At 57.8% G+C, this 26145-nt stretch carries 22 protein-coding genes and 1 tRNA gene; 16 read left to right on the top strand and 7 right to left on the bottom strand.

All coding sequences use genetic code 11. From position 1 onward, the window contains the following. Nucleotides 1–228 precede the first annotated feature (228 nt). Nucleotides 229–1218 carry a UDP-glucose 4-epimerase GalE gene (galE, locus tag NF685_RS00110; protein WP_252848142.1) on the top strand — a complete coding sequence of 330 codons (990 nt, stop codon included), beginning with the start codon at nucleotides 229–231 and terminating at the stop codon, nucleotides 1216–1218. A 29-nt stretch (nucleotides 1219–1247) separates the two neighbouring features. Here the strand turns inward: galE and NF685_RS00105 are convergent, their stop codons facing one another. Together NF685_RS00105 and accD are read right to left on the bottom strand one after the other, a co-directional pair. Then, nucleotides 1248–2606: a bifunctional folylpolyglutamate synthase/dihydrofolate synthase gene (locus tag NF685_RS00105; RefSeq protein ID WP_252848141.1), complete on the bottom strand. Its 1359-nt coding sequence runs from the start codon at nucleotides 2604–2606 to the stop codon at nucleotides 1248–1250. Nucleotides 2607–2674: 68 nt separating this feature from the next. Next, nucleotides 2675–3547, bottom strand: coding sequence for an acetyl-CoA carboxylase, carboxyltransferase subunit beta (gene accD / locus NF685_RS00100; RefSeq protein ID WP_252848140.1), 873 nt, complete (start codon nucleotides 3545–3547; stop codon nucleotides 2675–2677). A gap of 370 nt (nucleotides 3548–3917) precedes the next feature. Between accD and NF685_RS00095 the strand changes: the two genes are divergently transcribed. The 5 genes from NF685_RS00095 to NF685_RS00075 are packed head-to-tail and all read left to right on the top strand — an operon-like array spanning nucleotide 3918 to nucleotide 11411. Further along, nucleotides 3918–5333, top strand: a complete 1416-nt coding sequence (locus NF685_RS00095; RefSeq protein WP_252848139.1) for an SWIM zinc finger family protein — start codon at nucleotides 3918–3920, stop codon at nucleotides 5331–5333. Next, the gene (locus NF685_RS00090) at nucleotides 5333–6799 is read left to right on the top strand and encodes a DUF5691 domain-containing protein (protein WP_252848138.1); all 1467 of its coding nucleotides are present in this window, start codon (nucleotides 5333–5335) and stop codon (nucleotides 6797–6799) included. The genes NF685_RS00095 and NF685_RS00090 overlap by 1 nt, the downstream gene beginning before the upstream one ends. Beyond that, a complete protein-coding gene (locus NF685_RS00085; RefSeq protein ID WP_222546344.1) occupies nucleotides 6796–7878 on the top strand; it encodes an ATP-binding protein in 1083 nt (360 codons plus the stop codon). Before NF685_RS00090 ends, NF685_RS00085 begins: the two co-directional genes overlap by 4 nt. Before the next feature lie 6 nt (nucleotides 7879–7884). Further along, entirely contained in the window at nucleotides 7885–10218 is a 2334-nt protein-coding gene (locus tag NF685_RS00080; RefSeq protein WP_252848137.1) for a DUF5682 family protein, read from the top strand. Continuing rightward, the gene (locus NF685_RS00075; RefSeq protein ID WP_252848136.1) at nucleotides 10215–11411 is read left to right on the top strand and encodes a VWA domain-containing protein; all 1197 of its coding nucleotides are present in this window, start codon (nucleotides 10215–10217) and stop codon (nucleotides 11409–11411) included. Before NF685_RS00080 ends, NF685_RS00075 begins: the two co-directional genes overlap by 4 nt. Before the next feature lie 48 nt (nucleotides 11412–11459). On the opposite strand, the gene NF685_RS00070 is transcribed toward NF685_RS00075, so the two are convergent. Then, on the bottom strand, nucleotides 11460–12941 hold the full coding sequence (locus NF685_RS00070; RefSeq protein ID WP_252848135.1) for a sugar porter family MFS transporter: 1482 nt from the start codon (nucleotides 12939–12941) through the stop codon (nucleotides 11460–11462). Between the two features lie 67 nt (nucleotides 12942–13008). Here NF685_RS00070 and NF685_RS14240 point away from each other — a divergent pair, with 67 nt between their 5' ends. Continuing rightward, nucleotides 13009–13134: a hypothetical protein gene (locus NF685_RS14240; protein WP_261390210.1), complete on the top strand. Its 126-nt coding sequence runs from the start codon at nucleotides 13009–13011 to the stop codon at nucleotides 13132–13134. Between the two features lie 82 nt (nucleotides 13135–13216). Here the strand turns inward: NF685_RS14240 and NF685_RS00065 are convergent, their stop codons facing one another. Genes NF685_RS00065 through NF685_RS00055 form a run of 3 tightly spaced genes read right to left on the bottom strand, consistent with a single transcriptional unit; the run spans nucleotide 13217 to nucleotide 15552 of the window. Further along, on the bottom strand, nucleotides 13217–14032 hold the full coding sequence (locus tag NF685_RS00065) for a metal ABC transporter permease (protein ID WP_252848134.1): 816 nt from the start codon (nucleotides 14030–14032) through the stop codon (nucleotides 13217–13219). Then, nucleotides 14019–14696, bottom strand: coding sequence for a metal ABC transporter ATP-binding protein (locus NF685_RS00060; RefSeq protein ID WP_252848133.1), 678 nt, complete (start codon nucleotides 14694–14696; stop codon nucleotides 14019–14021). The genes NF685_RS00065 and NF685_RS00060 overlap by 14 nt, the downstream gene beginning before the upstream one ends. Then, nucleotides 14689–15552 (bottom strand): metal ABC transporter solute-binding protein, Zn/Mn family, encoded by an 864-nt coding sequence (locus NF685_RS00055; RefSeq protein WP_252848132.1) that lies wholly within the window; start codon nucleotides 15550–15552, stop codon nucleotides 14689–14691. Before NF685_RS00055 ends, NF685_RS00060 begins: the two co-directional genes overlap by 8 nt. Nucleotides 15553–15642: 90 nt before the next feature. On the opposite strand from NF685_RS00055, the gene NF685_RS00050 reads away from it, so the two are divergent. The 8 genes from NF685_RS00050 (at nucleotide 15643) to NF685_RS00015 (ending at nucleotide 24292) form a co-directional block, all read left to right on the top strand. Then, entirely contained in the window at nucleotides 15643–16143 is a 501-nt protein-coding gene (locus NF685_RS00050) for a transcriptional repressor (RefSeq protein ID WP_252848131.1), read from the top strand. A 24-nt stretch (nucleotides 16144–16167) separates the two neighbouring features. Further along, on the top strand, nucleotides 16168–16668 hold the full coding sequence (locus NF685_RS00045) for a hypothetical protein (protein WP_252848130.1): 501 nt from the start codon (nucleotides 16168–16170) through the stop codon (nucleotides 16666–16668). Between the two features lie 48 nt (nucleotides 16669–16716). Continuing rightward, nucleotides 16717–17724: an asparaginase gene (locus NF685_RS00040; protein WP_252848129.1), complete on the top strand. Its 1008-nt coding sequence runs from the start codon at nucleotides 16717–16719 to the stop codon at nucleotides 17722–17724. A 9-nt stretch (nucleotides 17725–17733) separates the two neighbouring features. Then, a complete protein-coding gene (locus NF685_RS00035) occupies nucleotides 17734–19149 on the top strand; it encodes a sugar porter family MFS transporter (RefSeq protein ID WP_222546334.1) in 1416 nt (471 codons plus the stop codon). Nucleotides 19150–19428: 279 nt separating this feature from the next. Beyond that, on the top strand, nucleotides 19429–20778 hold the full coding sequence (locus NF685_RS00030) for an inorganic phosphate transporter (protein WP_252848128.1): 1350 nt from the start codon (nucleotides 19429–19431) through the stop codon (nucleotides 20776–20778). Between the two features lie 128 nt (nucleotides 20779–20906). Further along, the gene (locus NF685_RS00025; protein ID WP_306414248.1) at nucleotides 20907–21671 is read left to right on the top strand and encodes an EAL domain-containing protein; all 765 of its coding nucleotides are present in this window, start codon (nucleotides 20907–20909) and stop codon (nucleotides 21669–21671) included. A gap of 848 nt (nucleotides 21672–22519) precedes the next feature. Further along, nucleotides 22520–23614: a Hint domain-containing protein gene (locus NF685_RS00020; protein WP_252848127.1), complete on the top strand. Its 1095-nt coding sequence runs from the start codon at nucleotides 22520–22522 to the stop codon at nucleotides 23612–23614. A 294-nt stretch (nucleotides 23615–23908) separates the two neighbouring features. Continuing rightward, on the top strand, nucleotides 23909–24292 hold the full coding sequence (locus tag NF685_RS00015; RefSeq protein ID WP_222546331.1) for a hypothetical protein: 384 nt from the start codon (nucleotides 23909–23911) through the stop codon (nucleotides 24290–24292). Nucleotides 24293–24613: 321 nt separating this feature from the next. Here the strand turns inward: NF685_RS00015 and NF685_RS00010 are convergent. After that, a tRNA-Thr gene (locus NF685_RS00010) sits at nucleotides 24614–24688 on the bottom strand. Between the two features lie 546 nt (nucleotides 24689–25234). Here NF685_RS00010 and NF685_RS00005 point away from each other — a divergent pair. Beyond that, a partial coding sequence (locus NF685_RS00005) for a Hint domain-containing protein (RefSeq protein WP_252848126.1) occupies nucleotides 25235–26145 on the top strand: 911 nt, incomplete at its 3' end.

The following is a 26145-nucleotide window of genomic DNA, read 5'->3' as shown; positions in this document are numbered from 1 at the left end:
TATACTAATTTTTAATCTGGAATATATGAATACAAATGATTCTCTCATGTTTACCGATTTTTTATGTAAGTAGCATAATTTTTATCTGCAAATAATCATTATTAAATCGATTTAGTTTGGAAATATAATTATTATCTTGTCTTGCCATAAATTATGCCGGCATGATCCTGTGTTTGACTTTTCTTTTTAATTTGTTATTCGCTGCCTGAAATCATTGGGGCTATTGTCATGCGTCTTCTAGTTGTAGGTGGTGCCGGTTTCGTAGGCAGTCATGTTGCATTGAGCCTGCTCGATGCCGGACATGAGGTCGTCATTCTGGATAATCTCAGTACAGGGCATCGGGGCGCCATCCCTGAAGGTGCACGTTTCGAGGAAATCGATCTGGCCGACCGGGAGGCAACGGAACGTCTCGTTGCGGAAGGACCTTGGGATGCGGTTCTGCATTTTGCAGCCCTGTCCCTGGTAGGCGCTTCAATGGTCGAACCTTACCATTATCTGCGTCAGAATACCCTTACTTCCCTCAACCTGATTGAAGCCTGCGCGAAACACGGCGTCCGGAAATTCGTGTTTTCCTCGACCGCCGCCCTGTTCGGAGGGGAAGAGCGCTCTTTGCCGATCGACGATACCGCTCCCATCGATCCGGGGTCACCTTATGGAGAAAGCAAATTCTTCATCGAGCGTGCCCTGCTCTGGGCAGACCACATTCACGGGATGCGTTATGCCTGCCTTCGTTATTTCAATGCCGCGGGTGCAGATCAGAAAGGCCGTCTTGGGGAAGATCATCGACCCGAGACACATCTTATTCCTCTGACGATCGATGCCATGCTGGGGCGGCGCCCGAGCCTCAAACTGTTCGGCAATGACTATGCGACGCCGGATGGAACCTGCATTCGCGATTATATCCACGTTGCCGATCTCGCCGATGCTCATATCCGGTCGATTAGCCGCATGGATCAGGGCTCGGTTACCTATAATCTCGGCAATGGCACCGGCTTCAGCATTCTCGAAGTCATCAGAAGCGTCGAGCGTGTCTCTGGCAAGAATGTCCCATGGGATTATGCCCCACGCCGTGAGGGCGATCCCGCCATTCTTGTTGCAGATTCCACAAGAATCAGAGAAGAGACCGGCTGGACACCTGCTTTCGCAGACCTCGATACGATCGTTTCAACCGCGATGAACTGGCGCATTGCTCATCCGGATGGGTATCACAAAGGCTGAGAAAACCTTTTGCGAGACGATACCCTGCCTCAGCAGGGTATCGTTCCATCCTGCCTGAGAACCACACCCGCCAGATAGAGACTGCCACAGATCAGCACTCGGGCAGGGGGACCCTGCAAACGGGGCAGGATCGCAGCAAGGGTCGGACCGGCAACAGCAACGCCCCCCGATGCGGCGATGATATCATCGACAGGCAAAGCCAGATGCTGCCCTTCTTCGGCCACCGCATGGAGGGTTGTCGCATGACGCTGGATGGGGGTCAGAAAACCCGCAGCATCCTTGCTCTGTTTCATCCCGACAATCACATGAAGCGGGCGGTCCGACCAGCTCGCGAGTGTCGCAGCAAGCGCTTCGCCGGCATTCGGGTTATGGCCGCCATCGAGCCACAGCTCCCACCCTTCGGGCAGAAGAGCTGCAAGCTTTCCCTCAAGACGCTGCAGTCTTGCAGGCCATCGGGTATGGGCTATGCCTGCCCAGGCAGTCTCTGGCAGAGACAGACCGCTTGCCCGTAACGCGGAGACCGCAAGCACAGCGTTGGCCGCCTGATGCACGCCTTTCAATCCCGGTGCCGGGAGCGTCAGTTCACCCAGGGGATCGCGATACGCCAGCGTCCCGTCGCCTACGTCAGCAGCGGGAGACATCCCGTCAGCCGGGCTGTCATCCTCATGCCAGGCATAGTCGATATCGCGCCCGACCAGCCAGAGCGGCGCAGCGCAGGACGACGCCTTGGCCGCAATGACGTTACGCACTTCATCATGCTGCATTGCGCAGACCACCGGCACGCCCGGCTTGATGATCCCGGCTTTTTCAGAGGCGATCAGGGCGAGCGTCTCTCCCAGAAACGCCTGATGATCGAGGTCGACGGGGGTGATCACGCAGGCGACCGGGCGCGCGACGACATTGGTCGCATCCAGACGACCGCCGAGACCGACTTCCAGAATGACCAGATCGGCAGGATGACGCGAAAACAGAAGCAGACCGGCCGCCGTCAGAACCTCGAACACTGTGATCGGCGCCCCGTCATTGACCCGCTCGATCTCCTCGAGCGTGTCGACGAGTTCTTCTTCACTGACCAGCTTCCCGGCCAGACGAAAGCGCTCTGTCACATCCACAAGATGCGGGCTGGTCATGACATGCACGGCCATACCGGCCTGCTCGGCAATAGCGCGCAGATTGGCGCAGGTGCTGCCCTTGCCGTTCGTGCCTGCCACATGAATGACGGGCGGCAATGCGCGCTCAGGGTTACCCAGCTTGTCCAGCAGGGTATGGAGCCGGGACAGGGAAAGATCGATCAGTTTAGGGTAGAGCGCCTGCACGCGAGCCAGAACGACACCGGTCCGGCCCTCATATTCATCGCTGAGCTTGGCCGGAGCGGCTTTTGTCGTCATGGGTCACTTCGGGAGAAGGCAGGTCAGAACCCGCCCTGTCACGCAGGGCGGGAGGAAAACCGGAGGTGTCAGGCCGCTTCGACGGAGGACTCGACCGGCTTGTTCATCATCATACCGATCAGTCGGCCAAGCATGGCATGCAGATCGGGACGGGCCACGACCATATCGACCATGCCGTGGTCACGCAGATATTCGGAACGCTGGAAGCCCTCCGGGAGCTTCTCGCGCACCGTATCCTGAATCACACGCGGGCCGGTAAAGGCAATCAGAGCCTCGGGCTCGGCAATCTGCACGTCGCCCAGCATCGCGAACGAAGCCGACACACCACCCGTGGTCGGGTTGGTCAGCACGACGATATAGGGCAGACCCGCATCCTTGAGCATCTCGACGCCAATGGTCGTGCGCGGCATCTGCATAAGCGAAAGAACGCCTTCCTGCATGCGCGCACCGCCCGATGCGGTATAAATGACCAGTGCGGCTTTCTGCAGTACAGCCAGACGGCATGCCGCGATAAAGGCCTCACCCAGCGCAGTGCCCATGGTACCGGCCATGAACTCATAGGCCATGACGGCGACGACCGCATCGTGACCGCCGATCTTGCCATGCGCTACAGCGAGCGACTCATCGAGATGGGTCTTCGCCTTGGCATCTTTCAGACGGTCGGCATATTTCTTCTGGTCGCGAAAACCGAGCGGATCGCTCGGCACCTTGGGAAGCTCGATCTTGGTGTATTTGCCGTCATCGAATGTCCAGTCGAGACGCTCACTGGCCTTGGCCTTGCCATGATGGCCGCAATGCGGGCAGACGCGCTGTGCCTTTTCGAGATCCTTGATCAGGATCATCTGCGAGCAGGACTCACAGCTGGTCCACAGGTTCTCCGGCACTTCGCGCTGCAGAAGGCCACGGATTTTCGGTCGAACGTATTCGGTCAGCCAGCTCATATTGATCCTACTTCTCGCCTGTTCCGCATGGTTTCCCCTGGCACAAAGGCGCTGCGGTCGGATGGGCAACAGTCATTCCGAGGCCGCTTTTAGCGATTTCCGACGCGCAACGCCAGATTGACGTCACGCTCTTCCCTGCAGTCGGCCCTTTCCAGCTAGGATGCAGAAAACAGCTTCCTGCTCAAGCGAATCTGACTGGTATTGCCGATCCATAGCTGCCACGATCCCGGTCGGACTGGAATACAGTTTACGTCGATGGCAGATAACTCCCGTCATTCACCTGTCGATATACGACGGACTGTTAATTCGACCGAGCGTTTTACTTCTGGCACTTTGTCCTTTCCGGCCACCCCAATCGACTGGAGCCCCTTTGTCTGACGCCCTTGACCGGATCTCCCGACTTGCGCCGGATCAGGCGAGTCTGACAGCTGCTCAAAAACTCATGACGCCTTCGCATTGGGTCAATCTCGGCGAGGATGGCCGGGGCCTTGTCTGGGGCGAATGTCAGGGTTCGGGAGCAACACCATATCGCGTATGCCTTTCTGAAAGCGATGCCGGGTATAAATGCAGCTGCCCAAGCCGGAAATTTCCATGCAAGCATTGTCTGGCCCTGATGGGCTTTCGTGCCCTTGGAACGATTCCCTTTACCGTGGATCCCGCCATTCCACTCTGGGTGCAGGAGTGGCTGTCCCGCCGTCGCGGGGCGGCCCGTACGCAAGACAGAGAGCAAAAGGGTCAAGAGGAAAACGCGTCGGGCGCAAAAGCCGGATTCTCTGTGCCCGATGCAGAGGCCGGCAATGAACGACCCGCTGCGGCCTCCCTTCTCAAAACACATGCACAGCGCGAGAGAAACAGGCTCAAACGTGAAGCCCTCTTCACCGAAGGGGTGGAGTGCATGGAACAGTGGCTCAGCGATCAGATCGATCAAGGTCTGGCTGGGTTCGACCAGCGCGCCAGAACCGCATGCGTGACCCTGGCAAAACGCCTTTACGATGCAAAAGCGCCGGGATTGGCCAATCGTGTGTCGGCGTTGCCCGACATGCTTTTATCCGTCGACTCACACGACCGCCCTTTCGAAGCGGCTAGATGCTTTGCTGCCTTGCTATTGCTGGGCCGGACATGCCTCCGGTCCGACACGCTACCCGCCGCGCTCGTCGCTGATGCCAGAAGAGCGTCGGGTTGGGTCATGACGCGCGAGGAGCTGCTCAGCGAATCTTCAGCACTGAAGCGCTCCGGGTCCTGGCGTGTTCTCGGCATCAAGGAAACGGTTCAACCGGATCGTATGAAGCGTATCGAGACATGGCTCGGGCTCGAAAACGAGCCAACCGTTTTCGCTCTGCTGGTCGATTATATCGTTCCGGGAAGCCAAGCGGGGTCGCTTCCTTTTCTCGTCGACGACACGATGGATGCAGAATGCGTCTATTATCCCTCCCCTGTGCCGTTGCGTGTCCAGATTGCATCCAGCCACGGCACGGAACAGGCATCTGCTCCGTGGTCATGCCGGCCCCGGTCGCTTGCTACCGCCCTGAACGACTGGCGTCACGCCCTTGCCGCAAAACCCTGGCTCGGTGATTTTCCTCTCGCAGTGTCACCGGTCTTTCTACGCAGCTCAGGAGACAGTCTCTTTCTCGTCGAGGACGATATCGTCCTTCCCGTGGTGCAAAACTGCGTCGACTCTGCCCGCTGCCTGTGCCGTGTCGGCCCAGTGGGCCTGTTCGGTCTGTGGAACGGAAGGGTTTTCACTCCTTTGCTGGCCAGTACCTCGCTGGGTATATGGAGGCTCTGATGCGCCGATCATGCCTCCCACAATCTCTTCTGCTTGGTACGGCACGTCATCCGGTCGATACAGAGGCATTGCCTGATTTCTGTGGTGTAGCGTTTACCTCTTGCGCATCGCAGAATATTCCTCCCCTCCCCGCCGCTCTCTCGGTCTTGGCGCTGCTAACCCAGTCGCACGCCTTCGGGCTGCCTGCCTGCCCGGACATGTTCGATACCGTTCTGCCTTTCGTCGCCTCGCGCCCCATCGTCTCCGACGAAGCAAGACGGCAGATTCTTCATCTTGTCGGAACAGAACAGGGAAGCTGCAAGGACAGTGCCGGGCGGGCGCTCGCACAGTGCCTGTCGCGTTGTGCCTTGCAGCTTCACCCTTTCGATGAAGGAAAGCTCAGGGCATTCAGGCGGCGTCATCACGCCGCCCTGAATGAACGCGTTACCTTTCTTCTACCTACGAATGGGGACGGCACGCCTTTCCCTGTGGCTCAGGATATCAATGCCTCGAACTGGTCACATGCCCCCCGCCCCGACGGTCTCGCCTTTCTTGCTGCTTTACGTGAAAGCGACTCCATTCAGGCGCGCAACCTCATTGCTGCACAGCTGCCGCTAGAGAGAGCCGAAGCCAGGCTTCAGCTCGTCAATCTGCTCTGGATCAATCGTACGGCTGGAGATCGTCCCCTGCTTGAGGCGCTGTGCAAAGACCGCTCGGCCGAGATACGCAGATGCGCGACCGTTTTTCTTGACCGATTACCCGGTTCGATACGGACCCAGTCCCAGCTTAAGGATTTCATCTCCCGGCTTATCGTCACCCGGTCCGGCCTGCTGCGACGCAAGTCCACAATCACCCTGCAGCTACCCGCGACACTCGAAAAACACCGGGACGAGAAAAGCTTGATCGGCATGTGGATGAGGCAGGATTATTGTCTGATTGAAAGCAGGGCAATAGCCGCCATGCTGGGCATGAGCACTGACGATCTAGCGACAGCGGCTAGCGAAGACCAGTGGCTGATGGAGTGCTTGAGTGTAGCCGCTGCGAATGACCATAACTGGGCCATGCTTTCGAAACTCGCGGCCCATGCCCCGGAACCTCTCTGGCCATTTCTCGTAGCATACGGCCTTGACGAACTCGGTCTACGCTCTGCGGCAGACCGCCGCCATTGTCTCGAAGCAGTCATCGCAAGCCCTGCTCATCAAGCCGATCTACCGATCACAACCGCATGGCACTATGCAATCGAACGTCTGGCAGAGCGCTGCGATGGCCCCCTGCCATGCGCTCAGGCACAGATCCTGTCGAACGGGATCATAAATCACGGCGCGCACGGCGAGCGTAGTCTCGTAGCCTGTGTCACCCTGACCCCTGCAGAGGGGCTCGTCTCCCTGCGTCATGACCTTGAAGCCAGATCTCCGCGAGGAGGCGAACGCGCTATCTTTCTGGTCGACACCCTCATCAGACTTTATCAGGAAAAGACGTCATCATGACGGAAACACGTCTGCGTCAAGGCGCGGAAGAACGCTACGCCCATGAACTCGATGCGCTCAAACGTGGCGACACCCATGCCCGTCCGGCAAACTGGGCGCTCTCGCCCCGGGCGGTGGTAACCTATCTAATGGGCGGCTCAGCCAAAGATGGAACGCCTGTGAGCGCGAAATACGTAGGCAATCCGCGACTGATCGAGACTGCGGTCGCAACCCTCGCCACCGATCGCGCTTTGCTTCTTCTGGGTATGCCGGGCACGGCTAAATCATGGGTATCGGAGCATCTGACGGCGGCAATCTCCGGCACCTCAAGCCGGGTTATCCAGTGCACGGCAGGCACAGATGAAAGCCAGATACGCTATGGCTGGAATTATGCCATGCTGCTCGCCAAGGGGCCCGACCCCGAGGCTCTCGTGCGCACCCCTATGATGCGCGCCATGCAGGACGGCACACTCGTCCGTCTGGAAGAACTGACCCGTATGGGATCGGACGTTCAGGATACGCTCATCACCATTCTCTCAGAGAAAATGATGCCCATTCCCGAACTCGACGATGCCATCCATGCCAAACCGGGTTTCAACGTGATCGCGACAGCCAATAACCGGGACAAAGGCGTAAACGACCTTTCGTCCGCTTTGAAAAGACGGTTCAATGTCGTCGTTCTGCCGCCTCCTGCCACGTATGAGGAAGAAACAGATATCGTCACCCGTCGTATTGGTGAAATCGGGCTTTCTCTTGCTCTGCCGCCGATTGCTCCGGCAGAGGCGGAAATTGCCCGTATCGTGACGATGTTTCGTGAGTTACGCGCAGGGCAGACACAGGATGGAAAGCTGAAGCTCAAGACCATCAGTGGCTCGCTCTCCACCGCTGAAGCGATTTCCGTCGGAATCAATGCCTGGGCCGAAGCTGCCCATTTCGGCAGCGGCGCCATCGACGCGCAATCGCTTGCCGGGAATCTGGTCGGTGCCATCGTAAAAGATCCTGCCGCAGATTTGCAGGCTCTTGAGGAGTATCTTGAAAATGTCGTGCGCAAGCGTGAGGACTGGCGCGATCTTTATGGCGCCATTCGGGATGTGATCTGACAACCCATGGATCCACGTCTGCATTTCTTTGGCATACGTCATCACGGACCAGGCTCGGCAGCAAGTCTGATCGCGGCCCTGGACGATCTCGCTCCGGCCCTTGTTCTGATAGAGGGACAGCCCGAGGCAGATAGGCTGGTGCCCTATGCCGCGCTCGAAGGTATGACGCCCCCGCTCGCACTGCTGCACTACCAGACAGATAATCCCGCCAATGCGGTATTCTCCCCGTTCGCCGATTATTCTCCCGAATGGCAGGCGCTTTTATGGGCTGCACGTCACAACCGGAACGTACGTTTCATTGACTGGCCTGCCGCCTGTCTTCTGGCATGGGAGGATACGTCCGTCCCCCCAGGCCGTGAAACTCCCGCTGCGGGCAACTTTGCGGACAACGACCAAGATCAGAAGACATACACAGACGATCATCAGGCAGAATTGCAGGCAATTACGAAGCTCGATCCGCTCGACGATCTGGCGCAGCTTGCGGGATATGCGGATGGCGAGGCCTGGTGGCATGCCATGGTCGAGCATGCCGCTCCTGGACCGGCTGTTTTCGCAGCCATCGACACGGCCATGACTGCACTGCGTGACTCAGCCGAGACTGGATCGCTCTTGACCCCGCAACGATACAGACGCGATCTGCTGCGCGAGGCTTTCATGCGCATTGCACTGCGTCAGGCACTGAAAGATGAGGAGGGTCAGATTGCAGTCGTAACAGGTGCCTGGCATGTCCCGGCTCTGAAACGAAAGACCGGCTACTCCGCAGACCGGGCCCTGATACGCGATCTGAAAAAGGTCAGGACGGACTCAGCCTGGGTGCCCTGGAGCGACGCAAGACTTGCCAGCGGATCGGGCTATAGCGCCGGTGTAACGGCACCGGGCTGGTATCGCCATCTCTGGCACCTGAAGGAGCGCGCCGTTCAATTGCCCCTCACCGCTGAAAGTTTTACTGCCGGATGGCTTGCAAAAGTATCGGGACTCCTGCGTAGCGAGGGTCTTGTTACCTCGTCGGCCTCGACCCTTGAAGCCGCACGTCTTGCTCTGGCTCTTGCCGCGATAAGAGGCAAATCCCTGCCCGATCTGGCTGAAATGCAGGATGCCGCGCATGCCGTTCTGTGCCATGGCGAAACGGCACCTCTGAGCTTGATCCAGTCTCGGCTTCTGATCGGTGAGCAAATCGGGGCACTCGATCCTGCGGTGCCTCAGATCCCCCTCGCCCGCGATCTGGAGCGCTGGCAGAAAAAATGCCGCCTCAAGCCCGAAACCGAGCCACGCGATATCACCCTTGATCTGAGGACGGAGGCCGGGCTGTTGCGCTCGACCCTGCTCCATCGTCTCACGGTGCTTGACCTTCCATGGGGGAGGCTTGTCGATGGCGCAGCCGGACGCGGTACCTATCGCGAAATCTGGCGGATGAGCTGGTCGCCCTCCTATGCAATCGCTCTGGTCCAGGCCCTACCCTACGGGGTTACCATCGAGCAGGCTGCAAACAACAAGGCGATTGCCGACGCCGGACGCAGTGCGGATATCGCCGTGCTGTCCGGGCTCGTGCGGCAGTGTCTCCTTGCCGATCTGCCCGATGCGACGGACCAAGTCATTACCAGACTACACGATGTCGCCGTCACGACCCAGTCCATGGCATCGTTGATGGAAAGCGTCGTAACACTTGTTTCACTGCTGCGCTATGGCGGCGCAAGACCTCTGCCTGAAGCCGCACTGAGAACGCTCGTCTGGACGCTATGTGTGGAAATATGTGCTGGATTTTCGTTCTCATGCCGCGGAATAGACAAAAAGGCCGCGTGCAGCACGAAAGAGGTCATGGCTGGTTTCGACCAATCTGTCACCCTGTTCGGCGAAGCCCATCTGACCGGCCTGTGGGATCATGCCCTGCGCTCGGCCATCGCGCATGATACCGTGTCGCCCACGATACGAGGCACGGCGTTGCGGCTCCTCCATGACAGACAGGCCGAACCTGTAACGTTCGTTCTGGCAGGTTTCTCGCGTTCGTTGCTTCCGCCTGTCCCAGCTGCGGATGCGGGTGACTTCATCGAGAGCTTCCTTTCGGGCGGTGCTGAAATACTGGTTCAGGATCATGCGCTCCTGGCTGCGCTGGATGACTGGATCATGACTCTCGATGAGACCCAGTTCATCGAGATCCTGCCCATGATGCGCAGAAGCTTCAGCGATTTCGCCCTTACAACCCGTAAACGCCTTCTGGACACCCTTCTTCAGCCTACACCGACAAAAGCGGTTTACGCCGGAGACACGACAGGTCCCCTTTCTGCCATTTTCAGCAATGAGGCGCTCCCGTTGCTATGCCGTATTCTGGGACTGGCATCATGACTGCCACCACGCAAAAGACACAACAGGCTATCCAGGATGGAGAAGCCGAGAGACATCGTCGCTGGTGTCTGGCACTTGGGACAGACGATACACAAGGACTTTGTCAGGACGATCGGCGTCTCGACCGGGCCCTGACCGCTCTTTACGGCAGAAATGTCGACAAAGGACGGCGCAAGGGAGGGCTCGGCAGCTCATCGCCGCAGATTGCGCGCTGGCTCGGCGACATACGCAGTTTCTTTCCGGCCCCCGTCGTACAGATCATCCAGCGCGATGCGCTCGAGCGGCACAATCTGAAAGCCATGCTGCTCGAACCCGAGTTGCTCGAGAGTCTGGAAGGCGATGTTCATCTGGTCGCCGATCTGATCGCACTGAAAGATATCATGCCCGCGAGGACGGTCGAGACAGCCCGGCTCGTTGTCTCAAAAGTGGTCGACGCGCTTATGGCCCGTCTTGCAACCAAGACTCAGAATGCCATCCGTGGCGCGATCAACCGCTTGCAACGCACAGCCAGACCGCGCCCTGCCGATATCGACTGGCCTCGTACCATCAAGGCCAATCTGCAACACTGGCAACCCGATTACCAGACAGTGGTGCCCCATAAGCTGGTCGGCCACGCCAGACGCCGACAGACACGTGCCGATCTGGATCGCGTTATCATGTGTGTCGATCAGTCGGGCTCCATGGCGAATTCCGTGGTCTATGCCTCGATCTTTTCAGCCGTCATGGCATCTTTACCCGTTCTGGATATGCGCCTGATCTGCTTCGACACGTCGATTATCGATCTCTCTGACCAGCTTGAAGATCCTGTCAGCGTGCTATTCGGCATACAACTCGGCGGCGGCACAGATATCGATACCGCTCTCGCCTATGGCGCATCGCTTATCGAGCAGCCTGCCAAAACCCACTTCATCCTGATCAGCGATCTCTATGAGGGCGGCGATGCAGGCCAGATGCTGGCTCGCGCTGCGGAGATGATTGAAAGCGGAGTCAACCTGATCGTCCTGCTGGCACTTTCAGACGACGGCCGTCCCGCTTGCGACACCGATCATGCCAAAGCATTTGCCGCAATGGGATGTGCGGTCTTCGCCTGCACACCAGACCATTTTCCCGACATGATGGCTGCCGCCCTCAAGCGCGAGGACCTTCATGTCTGGGCCGGGGCCCGGGATATCCCCCTGTTCGCGGGAGGATAGCCCGGATAAAACTCGCAGGCCGGGCTGTTTCGGCTAAAAGCCGCTCTGTCAGGCAGCAGCCTCTTCCTGCGCGTCCTCCGATACGATGCGTGTATGGCCACGCGTCGGACGGAAACGCTTCTCATGCAGGGCCAGCTCGATATCTTCCAGTGTAGCCCCTGCGGTTTCGGGCACGAAGAAGTAGATGAACAGAACCGATGCCAGATTGACAGCGGCATAGAACCACATCGTTCCGCCCAGCGTGATGAGCTGCACCAGCGTCAGGGCTGTGCCTGTGACCAGCAGGTCGGATCCCCACAATGTGGCGGCATGAAGACTCGTAGCCTGACCGCGCATCGAGAGCGGAAACATCTCGGCCCCGAGCAGCCAGCCGCATACCTGAATACCGCCCGAGTTGAACGCCATGAACAACAACAGGAACACGATGACCAGATAGGACCCGATGCTATGCGGTGCCGGATGCATGGCAAACACGATACCGAGCCCGATCAGACTGACGACAGAGCCCGGCCCCATGATGAGCATGAGACGACGACGACCTACACGATCGACGATCAGGCAGCCGATAAACGTCATGATGCAATAGGTGATGGCCACGCCCAGTGACGCCATCAGGGCCGAGGACTCACCGAAACCTGCATCACGCAGGAAGGTCGGCGCATAATAGATCATCATCTCCAGGCCGCCGCATTGCGTAAAGAATGCGACACCCAGAGCGGCAATGAGCGCCGGACGAACCCAGGCACGGAACAGGCCCTTCCAGCCACGGTTACGCGGATCGACCCCCTCGGCATTCTCACGCATTTCGCGCACTTCCTTGCGGATGACCTTCCTGGACGTGCGAATACGGCCGAGTTCGATGATGGCACGCTTCATGCCTTCGTTTTCAGCCGTCCAGCGCGGGCTTTTGGGCATGAAGAACATGGAGACGAAAACGATGGCAGCAGGAACGGCGGCCATGCCGACCATCGGGCGCCAGCCCCAGGCTTCGCGCTCGGTATAACCAATGATATTGGCCAGAAGGATACCGAGCCCGATGGCCACATTGAACATGGTGACCAGCGTTCCGCGCTTTTCGGCCGGGGCAAGTTCCGAAATATACATCGGTACGACCTGCGTGGAGCCCCCCACGGCAAAGCCCAGAAACACACGTGAGACGATCAGAAGCCACACATCGGGCGAGAATGCGCAGGCCAGAGCGCCGAGCACGAAAATACCGCTCACCAGCGTTACGCAGGCACGACGCCCGTATTTCTCCGAGAACGATCCGGCTGCCAGAGCCCCGAGTATGGCACCGGCGAGAATGGCAGACGCCACCATCTCCTGCATGGTGCTGTTCAGATGGAAATCATCGGAAATCAGCAGGAGCGCACCGGAGATGATGCCGGTATCGTAGCCGTAGAGACCGCCGCAGATTGCGGCCACGACGGCAGCCAGAATCAGGATATATTTTGCATAGGGCGATACCTCGATCGGGTGCTCGTCATGGGGCCGTGCCCCGCTCTCAGTTGTCTCTGAATTATTTTTCATGACGACATAACTTGAGTGCCGCAATTTGGTTTAAGATCGACTGGCAAAAATCAAGAAGGAGCCAGTGATGGCAAAACCGCCAAAGCCCAAACCAGACGTGCCGACAATCAACCTGCGCGAGCTGATCATCATGCATATCGTGCTTGCCGTCTTCGTCGTGGGTATCATGATGCTGGACTGGCATCTGAACTGACAAGAGCCGCATAAACGGCTCACTCCTCAGCCGCGCGCGCTTTTCGGGCAGGCGCAAGGCTCTGAAGTCCTGACCTCAGGAATCAGCGTCTGACGGCGATCAGACCGCGTGCAGCCAGATAGCTCAGGGCAGCACCGAGGCTGATCCAGAAAGAGACGGGCATACCTGTAAACCATGACAGGACCAGCCCACCCCAGGACAGGATCAGGGCCAGACCGGCAGAGCATAAAAGCCCCGGCCATGGCGAGAGCCCAAGGCGCAAGGCACAGGCTGCCGGCCCGACAAGCAGACTGAACACCATCAGAATGCCGATGGTGGCAGAACAGACAACGGTCGCAAGCGCCACAAGACACATGAAGGCACAGGCAACCAGCCTTGTCTTCACGCCCTTTGCAGCCGCAAGATCGGGATCCAGACTCGCAAACAGGAGCGGTCGGCCCAGAAAGCCGAGGCCTGCAAGACACAGGGCGCCCAGCAGCTCCAGCAGATGCAGGGTGTGACGATCGACGCCCAGAGCGTTGCCGAACAAGAGCCCCGTCGTGCTGCTTACCGGCACATGCTGTATCTGCAGGAACAGCAATCCGAACCCGAGACTGGCCGCCAGAACGAGACCGATCACGCTATCCCTGTGGCTTGCTGTCGCCGCATTGCCACGCAGATCGCCTTGCGGCTCCCACCCCAGAACGAGACCGGCCGCCACTGCGGAAAGCATCATGCCCCAGAAGGGCGTCATGCCGATCAGCGTAGCACCTGTCGCACCGGCAAACCCGATATGGGAAAGGGCATGTCCGGCAAAGCTCTGCCCGCGCAGCACGAGAAACCACCCGACGAGACCGCTCAGAACAGCCACGACCCCTGAGGCGAGAAAGGCGTTCTGCATGAACTCATAATGCAGCATCGTGCAGCTCCAGCATGGTGTGGCTGATCTGGAGCACATGATCGGCGAAAGGCCTGACAGTTTCGAGACCATGGCAGGACATGAGAACCGCCATACCCGTTGTCCGGCAACGCGTCCTGAGCATCGTGAGAATACGGTCCTGCCACGCGAGATCCATACCGCTCAGCGGCTCGTCCAGAACGAGAAGCGAAGGCGAATCGAGAAGGGCTTCGGCAAGAAACAGTCTCTGCCGCTCGCCGCCCGAAAGCTGGCTCAATGGCTGGCAGGCAAGGGTTTCGGCCCCGGTCAGAGAGAGCGCCTCATGCAATGCATGCCTAAGACCGCTCCCCCATGCTGGAAGGCCAAAACATGTGCCGCGCCACGATGCGGCAATCAATGAGCGACCGGTCATCTGCGGCGCGGGCAGGCGTCTGTCCTGCGGCATGTATCCGACCCTGCCTCGCGCCTTCTGCGGGGGGCTGCCGAATATCTCGATATATCCCACCTGCGGCTTATGCAGGCCAAGCAGGGCGCGCAGCAAGGTGGTCTTGCCATGACCGTTCGCTCCGGCCAGCACTGTAAAACTGCCTGGCGCAAGCGTCAGATCGGCGTGCTCGATCAGATGGCGCGCACCATGGGCAAGCGTCACGTCATGAAGAGCGATTGCAGGGACAGCCTCAGCCATGAACGCCAAGGGCCGCAGTCAGCCGGTCGAGCCGCGCTGTCATCCAGTCGCGCCACGAGACGCCGGGCACGGGGAATTCGTCAAACTCGACGATTGAAACCCCGGATTGCCGTGCAATCGCAATAAGGCGCTGCAGGGATGGACCGGTCATGGCTGGATTGACGACAAGAATTTTCACTGCCTTCTGTCGCAGAGCATCCTCCAGCCGGGCCACTTCCTGAGGGGCCGGATCGCTATGCGTCATCATGGCCAGGGCAAAATCAGGATCGATCACATCGAGCCCGAGCGCCCTGAAAACAGGGCCGCCCACAGGCTCGGCCACTGCAATCTTCATCCCGTTCGTCACAGGGCGCAAAGCCGACAGACGATGCTCGATGCCATCGATTGCCTGTCGATACTGCGCCTGCCTGGCCGCGATGGCCCCGGCTTCACCGGGCAGACGGTGCACAAGCTCGGCTGCGAGAGCATCCACGACGTCACGAATGGCCGCAGGGTCGTCGAAGAGGTGGGGATTGTCTCCATCCTTCAGTCCGACAAGCGAAACGGCATCGATGACATGACGCGCTTTATCGGGCTGTGCGGCAAGGAGAGGCGCAACCCAGTCATCGTAATGTCCGCCGGTCAGCACCACGATATTGGAGTTTGCAAGCGCACGCGCCATATCCGGTGTCACCTGAAAATCATGCGGATCGACACGCGGGGAAGTCAGGATACTCCGGGTCTCCACGACTGCACCACCGAGCCCGGATGCAAGCTCGCACCAGAGCGCTTCGGCACAGAATACGCGTATCCCCTCGGCCCGGGCCAATCCGGGCAAGGTCACCACACAAAGCAGGAAGAGCAGAAACTGGCGCAAAAAAGTCGCCTTTAGTTATATTATAACGACTGAGATACGCGATATAGAGGCGGATCTCTGGTCAGGACAAGCCGGAAAAGGAAATTCCCGATGGTTACCCTTGAGGCGACGACCGAACAGGATCCGTTCTCTGCCGAGACGCTGACGCTGCTCGACCGCGCGGCTGCCTTCTGTGCCACACGCGCCAGCCGGCTGACCGACACAAGACGGCTCGTGCTCGGCCTGATCCTGGAAAGCCCCAAACCCGTCGGGGCTTATGACATTCTCGATCATCTCAGGCGCTATCAGCGCAATGCCGCGCCGCCTACCGTTTATCGCGCGCTCGATTTCCTTCTGTCTCAGGGCCTGATCCACCGTATCGAGCGTATGAGCGCCTTCATCGGCTGTGCCCATCGTCTGGACTGTCACCACGGTCATGGCTGCGGTCACCGTGCGCAATTCATGATCTGCAGCGGATGCGGCGCAGTCAGCGAAGTCGAGGACAAGGAGATCGCTCTCGCCATCGCCACTGCCGCCAGCCGGATCGGCTTCAAACCCCATCAGGCCACCGTCGAGGTCGAAGGGCTTTGCGCGTCCTGCCAGCAAGGCTGACAAGGCACAGCCGATACCCGGCCCATGGCTCCCCCGAACAAGCGCCCCAGTTCTTTGCCGATTTCCGGCGGATCGCTTCGCTCACGTCCCGAGCGTATGGCGCGCCCCGTGCGCCAGCCCGAGGGGCAGGAGGACCGGCAGCCGGATCTGTTCGATTATGATCCCCCCATTCCACGCACCAGCCTCTCGCCTGAAGAAGCCCCCCTGCTTGTCGTAACGACACGCGCCTTCACCGATCGGGACAGGGAGGACGGATGGCTGTACTGCCTGGTGGGTCGTCATGAGGGTGAAACCCTTATGCAGAACGGACTGACGCTCGATGCGCGTCATCCGCTCTCATTCTGTACCCGCCCCGCCGTGATGGCCCTGCTTTCCTCGCAGGACGAGGAGAACGCCCATGTCGAGAGGGTGCTGCTGCGGGTGCGTCACCCCCATATCGCCCCGTGGCTCGAGACCGACCCCGATATGAGTGCGCAGCTAGGGGCTTCCTGCTATCTGCTGTCGCGACAGGTTGCGTCCGGCTAGTCCGGGCTGCGCTCACCCCTTCCGGTTTCTTTCATCGAGGATCACGCCATGGACGATATCGCCCTTGCAGAAGTCACGCGCGGCGGGCGCGTCGAATCCCTTCATCTCGGCCGCATTGCCGTCATGGACGATCGAGGGCACGTCGTGCAGGCGCATGGCGCCATAGACAGGCCGGTCTTTCCACGCTCGACCGTCAAGGCGCTTCTGGCGCTTCCTCTCGTCGAGACGGGTGCAGCAGAGCGTATGGGCCTGAACGATGCCGAACTGGCTCTGGCCTGCGCTTCTCACAATGGCGAGCCACGCCATGCCGAAACGGCCGCCTCGATGCTTGCCAAAGCCGGGCAGGACGTTGTCTGTCTGGAATGCGGTGCGCATTGGCCGACTTATGACAGGGCCGCCCAGGAACTGGCAGCGTCAGGTGCCCGCCCTTCCGCCCTGCATAACAACTGTTCTGGCAAACATGCCGGTCTGATCTGCCTGTCCATAGACCAGTCGCTCGACCCGCACGGTTATATCGACCCTGCCCACGCGGCACAGCGCCAGGTCACCGACGCGCTTGTCATGGCGACCTCAGTCCCACATAATGAGAGCAATCGTGGCTTGGATGGCTGTTCGATGCCGACCTATGCCATACCGCTTTCAGCGCTGGCCACGGGTTTTGCCCGTTTCGGTACGGGCAGAAATTTTTCATCCGGCTATGCGTCTGCCGCCGCGCGTCTGCGTTCAGCAGTCGCGTCCAACCCCTTCATGGTGGCGGGGAGCGGACGTTTCGATACGACATTGATGGCGCATTTCGGTAACCGAATCTTCTGCAAAATGGGTGCAGAAGGGGTGATGGTCGCCTCCCTGCCCGAACTCGGGCTGGGAATAGCGATCAAGACCGATGATGGCGCGAACCGGGCAGCAGAAGTGGCTCTGGCCTCGCTTCTGCTCGATCTGCAGGGGGCGTGCTGGTCCGACGCCGACCGCGCGGTGCTGGCCGGATTGTCGCATCAGACGATGAAGAACTGGAACGGACGAGAAGTCGGCACATTGCGTGCCGCCGGTAAAGGATAAGACCCGACAATGGCGACAGACACAGATGCCGGTAATACAGAAGGCGTATTGGCATCGGTTTTCGATGCGACAAAATTCAAGATCATCGTCATCGGCGTACTGGCGGCTCTTGCCGGCCTGATGTCCGGTCTGGATATCGGTGTCGTTGCAGGCGCACTCGATTTCTTCGCCAAGCAGTACAACGCCTCGACCTTCGCCCAGGAATGGGTGGTCAGCTCCATGATGGCCGGTGCGGCCGTCGGCGCCCTTGCCGCGGGCTGGATGGCGCATACTCTGGGGCGCAAGCGCTCGCTGATTGCAGGCGCCTCGATTTTCGTGATCGGCTCGATCGGCTGCGCACTCAGCTGGTCCATTCCATCCATGATCACCTTTCGTGTGGTGATGGGTCTGGCCGTCGGTATCTCGGCTTTCACAGCACCGCTCTATCTGTCGGAAATCGCGAGCGAAGCCACACGCGGCGCCATGGTCTCGACCTATCAGCTCATGGTGACGGTCGGCATTTTCCTCGCCTTCCTGTCCAATACCTACTTCTCCTATAGCGGCGACTGGCGCTGGATGTTCGGCGTTGCCGCCATTCCTGCCGGCCTGTTCCTGATCGGCGTGCTTTTCCTGCCTTACAGCCCGCGCTGGCTGATCATGCAGGGACGACACAAGGAGGCCCGCGAGGTTCTGCTTTCCCTGCGTGAAGACCCGCTTGAAGCCGCAAAGGAAATCAAGGCTATCCGCGAACAGCTTGAGGTCAAGCAGCATGGCTTCGAGCTGCTGAAAACCAACTCGAATTTCCGACGCTCGATTGCGCTGGGCATCATGCTTCAGGCCATGCAGCAGCTCGCCGGCATCAACATCATCATGTATTACGCGCCGAAAATCCTCTCCAACGCCGGGTTCGATGCCACGTCGCAGATGTGGTGCACGGCCATTATCGGTCTGGTGAACATGCTCGCGACCTTCATCGCGGTTGGCCTTGTCGATAAATGGGGCCGCAAGCCCATTCTCTATATCGGTTTCTCGGTTATGGCGATCGGCATGGGGGCACTCGCCATCCTGCTCGGAACAGATATGTCGGGCGAAACCTCGAAATTCATCGCAATCTTCCTGCTGATGTTGTTCTGCACAGGTTTTGCAATGTCGGCGGGACCACTGATGTGGGTGCTCTGCTCCGAGATCCAGCCCATGCAAGGCCGCAATCTGGGTATTTCGCTTTCGACCCTTACCAACTGGATTACCAATATGGTCGTGGGAGCAAGCTTCCTGACCCTGATGAATACCTTCGGCACAGCTGGCACCTTCTGGCTGTTCGCCGGTCTGAACGCCTTCTTCATTGTCCTGACTTTCGCCTTCGTGCCTGAAACGAAGGGCATGTCGCTCGAAGTGATCGAAAAGCGCCTGATGAGCGGCGAGAAGCTGCGCAAGCTCGGCCGCTGAGCCCATCACAGGGCACATAATCTGGCCCAGCTCCCGGGAGAGTCCCCCTCTCCCGGTCTGAAAAACGGGTTTCAGAAGGCCGACTGCCTTTTGTCTTGGTAGGGCACGAGCACAGCCCTACCATCTGCCCCCACGCTGCGGCGTGGAATCCGGGAGAACGCTCCCCTTCTCCCTATCCGGGCTTTCGTGAAGTTTCTGCGAAACCCTGCGTCAAAGTCTTTCCGAAATGTAAACGGTAGCCGAGATTGAGGACTTCCTCATGCGAAGGCTGCCGGATCCATGCTCCATTTCGCCCCCTCTTCTACCGGATCGCTCATCATGCTGGCGATCTGCTTCGTGCTTGTATGTGTGTTTGAATTCGCCAATGGCTTTCATGACACCGCCAATGCCGTCGCAACCGTCATCTATACCAACTCGCTCAAACCGCGTGTCGCCGTGATCTGGTCGGGGCTGATGAACCTGCTGGGCGTTCTGCTGGGAGGCATCGCAGTTGCCTATGCCCTGGTGGAACTGCTTCCGCCCGATGTGCTTACGCCCCCCAATGGCAATCCTGCGGTGCCAATGCTGATTGCGCTTTTCGGCACGGCGCTGGCTTGGAATCTCTGCACCTGGTGGTTCGGTATTCCCAATTCCTCCTCGCATTGCACCATCGGTGCCCTGATCGGCATTGCGATAGGCGATTCATTTCTTCATGCGCGCGATCTCGGCCATAGCGTGGACTGGGGGCAGATCTGGAAAGTTCTGCGTGCGCTTGCCATCTCGCCATTGCTGGGCTTCTTTCTGGCGGGGCTGCTCTATCTGCTGATCCGCTTTGCGGTGAAGCTGCCCGCCCTGTTCACACCACCGAAACCGGGGGAAAGCCCCAACCCGGTTGTGCGTGTCCTGCTGATCCTGACCTGCACATCGGTCAGCTTTTCTCACGGCAGCAATGACGGACAGAAGAGCATCGGTCTCATCATGCTCACCATCATAGGCCTTATGCCTGCGACCTTTGCAATGAACCCGGATCATCCGACAGACCGCATTGCGCTGGCCCGGATGGCTCAGGAAGCAAAGCCCCTGATCGCGCAATACGACCGCTACAGCTTCAAACCTGATGCCCTTGCCTCGATAAACCGGCTCAGTGACGTCTCCAGGCCAGCCACGCCAGCGCAGATACGCGGGGATGTGTATGAAATCCTGTCGGGCCTGCGCGATGTCAGCGCCAATCCCGCATCTTCTGCCGAGGAAAAGCATACGAGCACCGGTCTGGCCAAGGCACTCAGACCCACAGTGGAGTATGCTCCCTACTGGGTGCGTATCCTGAGCGCTCTTTGCCTCGGGATCGGGACGATGGTCGGTTACCGGCGTATCGTGAAAACCCTCGGCGAAGGGATCGGCAAACAGCACCTTACTCCGGCACAGGGCGCAGCTTCCGAACTGGTCGGCGCCGGACTGATCGCCTCGGCAGGCTATACGGGACTGCCTGTCTCGACCACGCATATCATTACCTCCGGCGTAGCCGGCACGATGGTTGCCGCAGGATCGGGGATCAATATGCGCATGCTGGCCAAGATCGCTCTGGCCTGGCTGATAACCCTGCCGGTAACCATCACCGTTTCAGCGTGCGCCTTCTATGTTCTGAGCTGAACCGGCCTTTTGGACAGGCTTCGTCCCCCGGAATCACGTTTCTTCATCCTGTTACAAATTTTTCACCAACTCGTGAGCCGGCGAGGCGTTCGGCAAGGCGCACGATCAATGCGCGAAGGGGTGACGCGATGATGGCTTCTTTCTGGGGGCGGAGTAAGCGCAAGGCCTGCGCGGGTTGCAGCGCCGATGCGGGTTTCGATTTTCCCATCACTATGGCGTTCCAGCCGATCGTCGATCTCTCCACACGCCGGATCTTCGCGTATGAAGCCCTGGTGCGCGGCGCGGATGGAACAGGGGCGCAGCAGATTTTATCGCGTGTAACGCCTGAAAACCGCTATGCTTTCGACCAGAAATGCCGTGTGACCGCAATCACGATGGCAGCCGAACTCGGACTCGCCGAGCGCGGAGCTCTGCTTTCGATCAATTTCCTGCCCAATGCCGTTTATGAACCGAGTGCGTGTATCGGCACCACGCTCGAAGCGGCTGAGCGCGTCAATTTTCCGACCGGGAATATCCTGTTCGAATTCTGCGAAAACGAAGCACTCGATACCGAGCATCTTCTGCATATTCTGCGTACCTATGACAGTATGGGGTTCAAGACGGCCATAGACGATTTCGGTGCTGGCTACGCAGGTCTGAGCCTGCTGTCGCGTTTTCAGCCTGATTACGTCAAACTCGATATGGAGCTGGTGCGCAATATCGATACAACACCGGTCAAGCAGGTCATGATGCGCCACACCATCGCCATGCTCGACAATCTGGGCGTAACGCCAATATGCGAAGGAATTGAAACAGCCGAAGAGGCCAGCATCCTCTCGGAGATCGGCATCTCGTTACAGCAAGGCTACATCTATGCCCGGCCGGCTCTGGCCACCCTGCCCGTGGTACATTGACCTACCGGACAACATCTACAAAAATAAAACTTCTATCCATACATCGCGAACTCAGTACAAAATCCAAAATTATGACTTTTTCTTATAAAACAATTTATAGTTAACATTTTATATAGGGTTATTTCTTATAATAGCAGATAAATCGGCAGGATAACCGACCCCTGTATATCATGATCCCTCATCACTCGATCGATCCGACTTCATGGCTGGATAATGATTTTCTACTCCAGTACCGCATCTACAGATCAAGCACATATATAGTTTTTATGATAAAATAATGGTATGTTGATTTCAAATATCCAATTTTTACAAATCATCGTGCATTTTACATAACTAAAAGCTAAATTATTAACATTTGTTACTATAGCGTGATCTTTTTATTCATGATTAATTGAGAAAAATTTCCTGAATGGATTCTCTCAATGTACGATCTGACATCCGGAACCAAAACTCCGTACTCCAATGGTAAGGTTTATAATCTGGACGGCGGCTCTCTCACCATGTCGGCCGCAGAAGGCAAGTCCGTAACACAATATGCAGAAGCGTATATCGGTTCTGGGTGCACAAAAAATACAAGTTCAATAGATATAGATTTCAAGTCCTCATCAGCCTTATCCTCCCCGAACTGCACTCGAACGCTTCGAATCTATGGTACAGTAACAAAAGATATGATTGTTACTTTCAACCTATGGCCATATGGTGGCGATATCGCTGTAAATGCCTTTTTCGACGGCGCCACGACGACAATCTCGTTTACCGCGACTTATAAGTTTACCGGAGCAAAGACAGTCATCAATCTTGTATTCGATGGCAACCCATACCGACTACCCTATGGTGAGCAGATAACCATGGCTGATTATACCGGCGGGATGAATGAGTTCGTCCTCGGCACCCTTACGACGACGCCGTGTTATCTGCCTGGCACGCTTGTTGCCACGCCTTCCGGTCCGGTCGCTGTCGAGGCACTGTCTGTCGGCGATGAGGTCCTCACCTATCAGGCAACAGGGATCGAGGCCGTCCCCCTCTGCTGGATCGGCAAAAAAACCGTTACCGCCACCTTAGCAGAAGAACGCCCCGTCCGCGTACGTGCCAACGCCCAGGCAGACAATTCCCCCTCTCAGGATCTGCTGATCACACCAGAGCATTGCCTCTTCCTCGCCGATCATCTCATCCCCGCACGCATGCTCGTCAACGGCAGCAGCATCGTGATCGATGAGCAGGATGTCTTTGAGGTCTATCATATCGAGACCGAACACCATGCCATCATCATGGCCAATGGCGCTCTGTCCGAAACCTATCTGGATACCGGCAATCGCCTCTCTTTCACTCAGGAAGGCAGCCTGATCAACGGGGTATTCACCCCCGTGAAAAGCTGGGAAACCGACGCAGCCGCACCGCTGGGCGTCGCACGTTCCCTTGTCGAGCCAGTCTTCACCAGCCTTCAGGAACGCGCCGCTCAGCTCGGCTACGTCAGCGAAGGCCCCTCCACCCCCCTGACCGACGACCCCGATCTGCACCTGCTGACAAGCCAGGGCGCAAAAATCCGACCCATCCGTCGTACTTTGCAGGGCTATGTGTTCGAACTCCCCGCCGGCATCGATCGGGCATGGCTCTGCTCACGGGCCAGCCGTCCCAGTGACACCATCGGGCCTTTCGTCAACGACCGGCGCAATCTCGGTGTCCTCGTCGGAACCATTATGGTTTTCGAAAGCAGAAGCACCCAGCACATCGCAGCTCATCTCGAAGACAGGACCATCGAAGGATGGCAGTCATACGAAAACGATACCTGCCGATGGACCGACGGACGCGCGCTCGTGCAGTTCGCCGAAACCGCCGCAACCTCACCATCTCTCGTCATGATCGATATCGTCGCCGCAGGTCCTTACCACACAGAACCCTCAACCGGGTTCGCGCTGACAGACGAACTCAGGGCCATCGCATAAACCGCACGCCAAAGGGTCGTCCGGACGCAACAAGGACGATCCTCCCGGCAACACATAAAAAGGGCGGTCCTATCCATGGATCGCCCTTTTTCATGCCAATACCCCCCAATCCCCCAGCCACAGACCTACCCACCGTCCATCGGGTTTCGGCAATGCATCGGCCAACAGGATAGAGAGATCCCAACGCCGAAACTAACGAGGGTTTCTTTTTTGTTATATGTCGCGGAGGGCTCGCCCTGCCGACAGTAATCGTCCATTCTGTGCTTCCAAAAATCACAAGGGGGCGATGTCGATATGGACGGCTCAGATGAACCGCAGATCATTGCATTCAGGGAGCGCAAGGATCGTAGTGGGAATGAGCACCCATCTACCGGCGATGACTTCTCGCCAGAGGGAATTATCAAGACCACTCAGCGAGAGATCACGCGACTGGATGGCGTAGTGTCGCAAGCTGCGGCCAGGGTTGTCGATGCACAGATGGCCGTCTTGATGGAGGTCATCATACCGTTGATGAAACACGCGCCCGATGCTGTTCTGGAGGATATTTCCCAACGCATGTCCTCAGCGGAGACCACTGCAGCATTCGGGGGCGCAGCGGCACGGCCCAGTCGGGTCTGGCATGAAATCTCGCGCAGTATCATTGAATCCCGTCGCTCGGGAGATGGGAAGGAAACATGACACTTCCTGCCGCCTCCTGAGTATTCAGGCAGTACCGTCAGGAATGACTGATTGCCGATACTGCCTGAAGAGCCTGCCCGAAAGCCTCGTCCGGGAAACCTTCCCGGAAGCCTGACCAATAAACCGGCGCGGGCGTTTCAGCACGCGCCGAAAAGCACACCCTTTGTGCTGTCATTATGCTGTAAATCGTCCCGGACCTTCGCACGGCTGCCAGTCACGGGACCACCCACAGACACATAAACAGCGCCTATCCGTTAGGCCCTATGATGTGCCGTCATCATCTGGGTGAAACAGCGTCATATTTTCTGGTGAGGGAAATTCTGGTGCCGGGTGAGGGATTTGAACCCCCGACCTTCGGTTTACAAAACCGCTGCACTACCACTGTGCTAACCCGGCATAGAGGGATTGGCTCGCTTTTCGTTGGTTATCGCGGTCTCGTCAAGCATTTTCGCATAGGAAAGATGGTCGGTCAGGGTCTGCCGTCAACACAACAGTCAGCCTTTCAAAGCCTGCCCAATGGACATCTGCGTGTCCTTTACACCGTCCTGCTACACTGTCCTGCATTGCAGCCGAGCACGTCCACAAAAAGAAGGATCTCTTCCCTGTCGCGTATGGACGCCGCCATACAACCGCCACTCGTGCAAACGAAGGAGAATCGGGGCGTCTCACCTGCGCAGCCGACCCTTGCAGGGCACGACCCACCTAACCTGCGCGGCAAAGCGGACGCCCCGCCCCGGCGACCGCACCAGCCCTGCATTATACTCATAACCCACTATTTCAAATTATTTACGGTCAATAACTTTATATAATAAAAATCTGATGTTTTACCCGATGGTAAAGAAATATTTAGTATTAAATTCGAAATATTTATTGTAAAATCTTTTGTTGGAACGTGTTATCGAGAAGACAACAAGAACCATCCAATAATGGATATGTTGTCTCATGACCGACCTTACTCCAGGAAAAACGGCATCTTTCGTCGACGGTGGAATTTACAATCTCAGTGGCGGTACGCTGAAACTGGGCGCGCCGCCCTCTCCGTCTATGACAGACTCAGCTGATGTCTACATCATGCCTGGTTGCACCAGCGCGACCCAGTCGATCGATATATCTCTCAATGGCTATACCCCTGCAACGGCAGGCGGTAGTGTGCGCACGGTCAGAATTCATGGTGAGGTTACTGCAGATTTTCTTATCAACTATTCAATATCTGCCAGCTTTGGCTCGATTGCCGTTAGCGGAATCTATACAGGACCAACCACAACCATAACATTCAAGATTACATACGGTACGAAAACAACCTATCTGAATCTCGTACTCGACGGTAACCCGTATGCTCTAGATTATAATAAGCCGAAACTTATCCACCAAGTCAGTGGCAGTGTGATGGCTTATCTGCCCCTTACGACGACGCCGTGTTATCTGCCTGGCACGCTTGTTGCCACGCCTTCCGGTCCGGTCGCTGTCGAGGCACTGTCTGTCGGCGATGAGGTCCTCACCTATCAGGCAACAGGGATCGAGGCCGTCCCCCTCTGCTGGATCGGCAAAAAAACCGTTACCGCCACCTCAGCAGAAGAACGCCCCGTCCGCGTACGTGCCAACGCCCTGGCAGACAATTCCCCCTCTCAGGATCTGCTGATCACACCAGAGCATTGCCTCTTCCTCGCCGATCATCTCATCCCCGCACGCATGCTCGTCAACGGCAGCAGCATCGTGATCGATGAGCAGGATGTCTTTGAGGTCTATCATATCGAGACCGAATACCATGCCATCATCATGGCCAATGGCGCTCTGTCCGAAACCTATCTGGATACCGGCAATCGCCTCTCTTTCACTCAGGAAGGCAGCCTGAT

The sequence above is a fragment of the Asaia lannensis NBRC 102526 genome (genome assembly GCF_024054035.1).
In the GTDB taxonomy this organism is placed as follows: domain Bacteria; phylum Pseudomonadota; class Alphaproteobacteria; order Acetobacterales; family Acetobacteraceae; genus Asaia; species Asaia lannensis.
Note: the sequence above shows the minus strand (reverse complement) of the source record. Positions and strands in the feature narration are given on the sequence as shown.

Excerpts from the sequence above, each read along its gene's own strand:
- NF685_RS00020 (WP_252848127.1), top strand. The coding sequence starts at position 22,520 with ATGGCTGATTATACCGGCGGGATGAATGAGTTCGTCCTCGGCACCCTT.
- NF685_RS00085 (WP_222546344.1), top strand. The coding sequence starts at position 6,796 with ATGACGGAAACACGTCTGCGTCAAGGCGCGGAAGAACGCTACGCCCAT.
- NF685_RS14240 (WP_261390210.1), top strand. The coding sequence starts at position 13,009 with ATGGCAAAACCGCCAAAGCCCAAACCAGACGTGCCGACAATCAACCTG.
- NF685_RS00105 (WP_252848141.1), bottom strand. The coding sequence starts at position 2,606 with ATGACGACAAAAGCCGCTCCGGCCAAGCTCAGCGATGAATATGAGGGC.
- NF685_RS00075 (WP_252848136.1), top strand. The coding sequence starts at position 10,215 with ATGACTGCCACCACGCAAAAGACACAACAGGCTATCCAGGATGGAGAA.
- NF685_RS00030 (WP_252848128.1), top strand. The coding sequence starts at position 19,429 with ATGCTCCATTTCGCCCCCTCTTCTACCGGATCGCTCATCATGCTGGCG.
- NF685_RS00045 (WP_252848130.1), top strand. The coding sequence starts at position 16,168 with ATGGCTCCCCCGAACAAGCGCCCCAGTTCTTTGCCGATTTCCGGCGGA.
- NF685_RS00080 (WP_252848137.1), top strand. The coding sequence starts at position 7,885 with ATGGATCCACGTCTGCATTTCTTTGGCATACGTCATCACGGACCAGGC.
- NF685_RS00015 (WP_222546331.1), top strand. The coding sequence starts at position 23,909 with ATGGACGGCTCAGATGAACCGCAGATCATTGCATTCAGGGAGCGCAAG.
- NF685_RS00060 (WP_252848133.1), bottom strand. The coding sequence starts at position 14,696 with ATGGCTGAGGCTGTCCCTGCAATCGCTCTTCATGACGTGACGCTTGCC.
- NF685_RS00065 (WP_252848134.1), bottom strand. The coding sequence starts at position 14,032 with ATGCTGCATTATGAGTTCATGCAGAACGCCTTTCTCGCCTCAGGGGTC.
- NF685_RS00070 (WP_252848135.1), bottom strand. The coding sequence starts at position 12,941 with ATGAAAAATAATTCAGAGACAACTGAGAGCGGGGCACGGCCCCATGAC.
- NF685_RS00050 (WP_252848131.1), top strand. The coding sequence starts at position 15,643 with ATGGTTACCCTTGAGGCGACGACCGAACAGGATCCGTTCTCTGCCGAG.
- NF685_RS00040 (WP_252848129.1), top strand. The coding sequence starts at position 16,717 with ATGGACGATATCGCCCTTGCAGAAGTCACGCGCGGCGGGCGCGTCGAA.
- NF685_RS00025 (WP_306414248.1), top strand. The coding sequence starts at position 20,907 with ATGATGGCTTCTTTCTGGGGGCGGAGTAAGCGCAAGGCCTGCGCGGGT.
- accD (WP_252848140.1), bottom strand. The coding sequence starts at position 3,547 with ATGAGCTGGCTGACCGAATACGTTCGACCGAAAATCCGTGGCCTTCTG.
- galE (WP_252848142.1), top strand. The coding sequence starts at position 229 with ATGCGTCTTCTAGTTGTAGGTGGTGCCGGTTTCGTAGGCAGTCATGTT.
- NF685_RS00035 (WP_222546334.1), top strand. The coding sequence starts at position 17,734 with ATGGCGACAGACACAGATGCCGGTAATACAGAAGGCGTATTGGCATCG.
- NF685_RS00090 (WP_252848138.1), top strand. The coding sequence starts at position 5,333 with ATGCGCCGATCATGCCTCCCACAATCTCTTCTGCTTGGTACGGCACGT.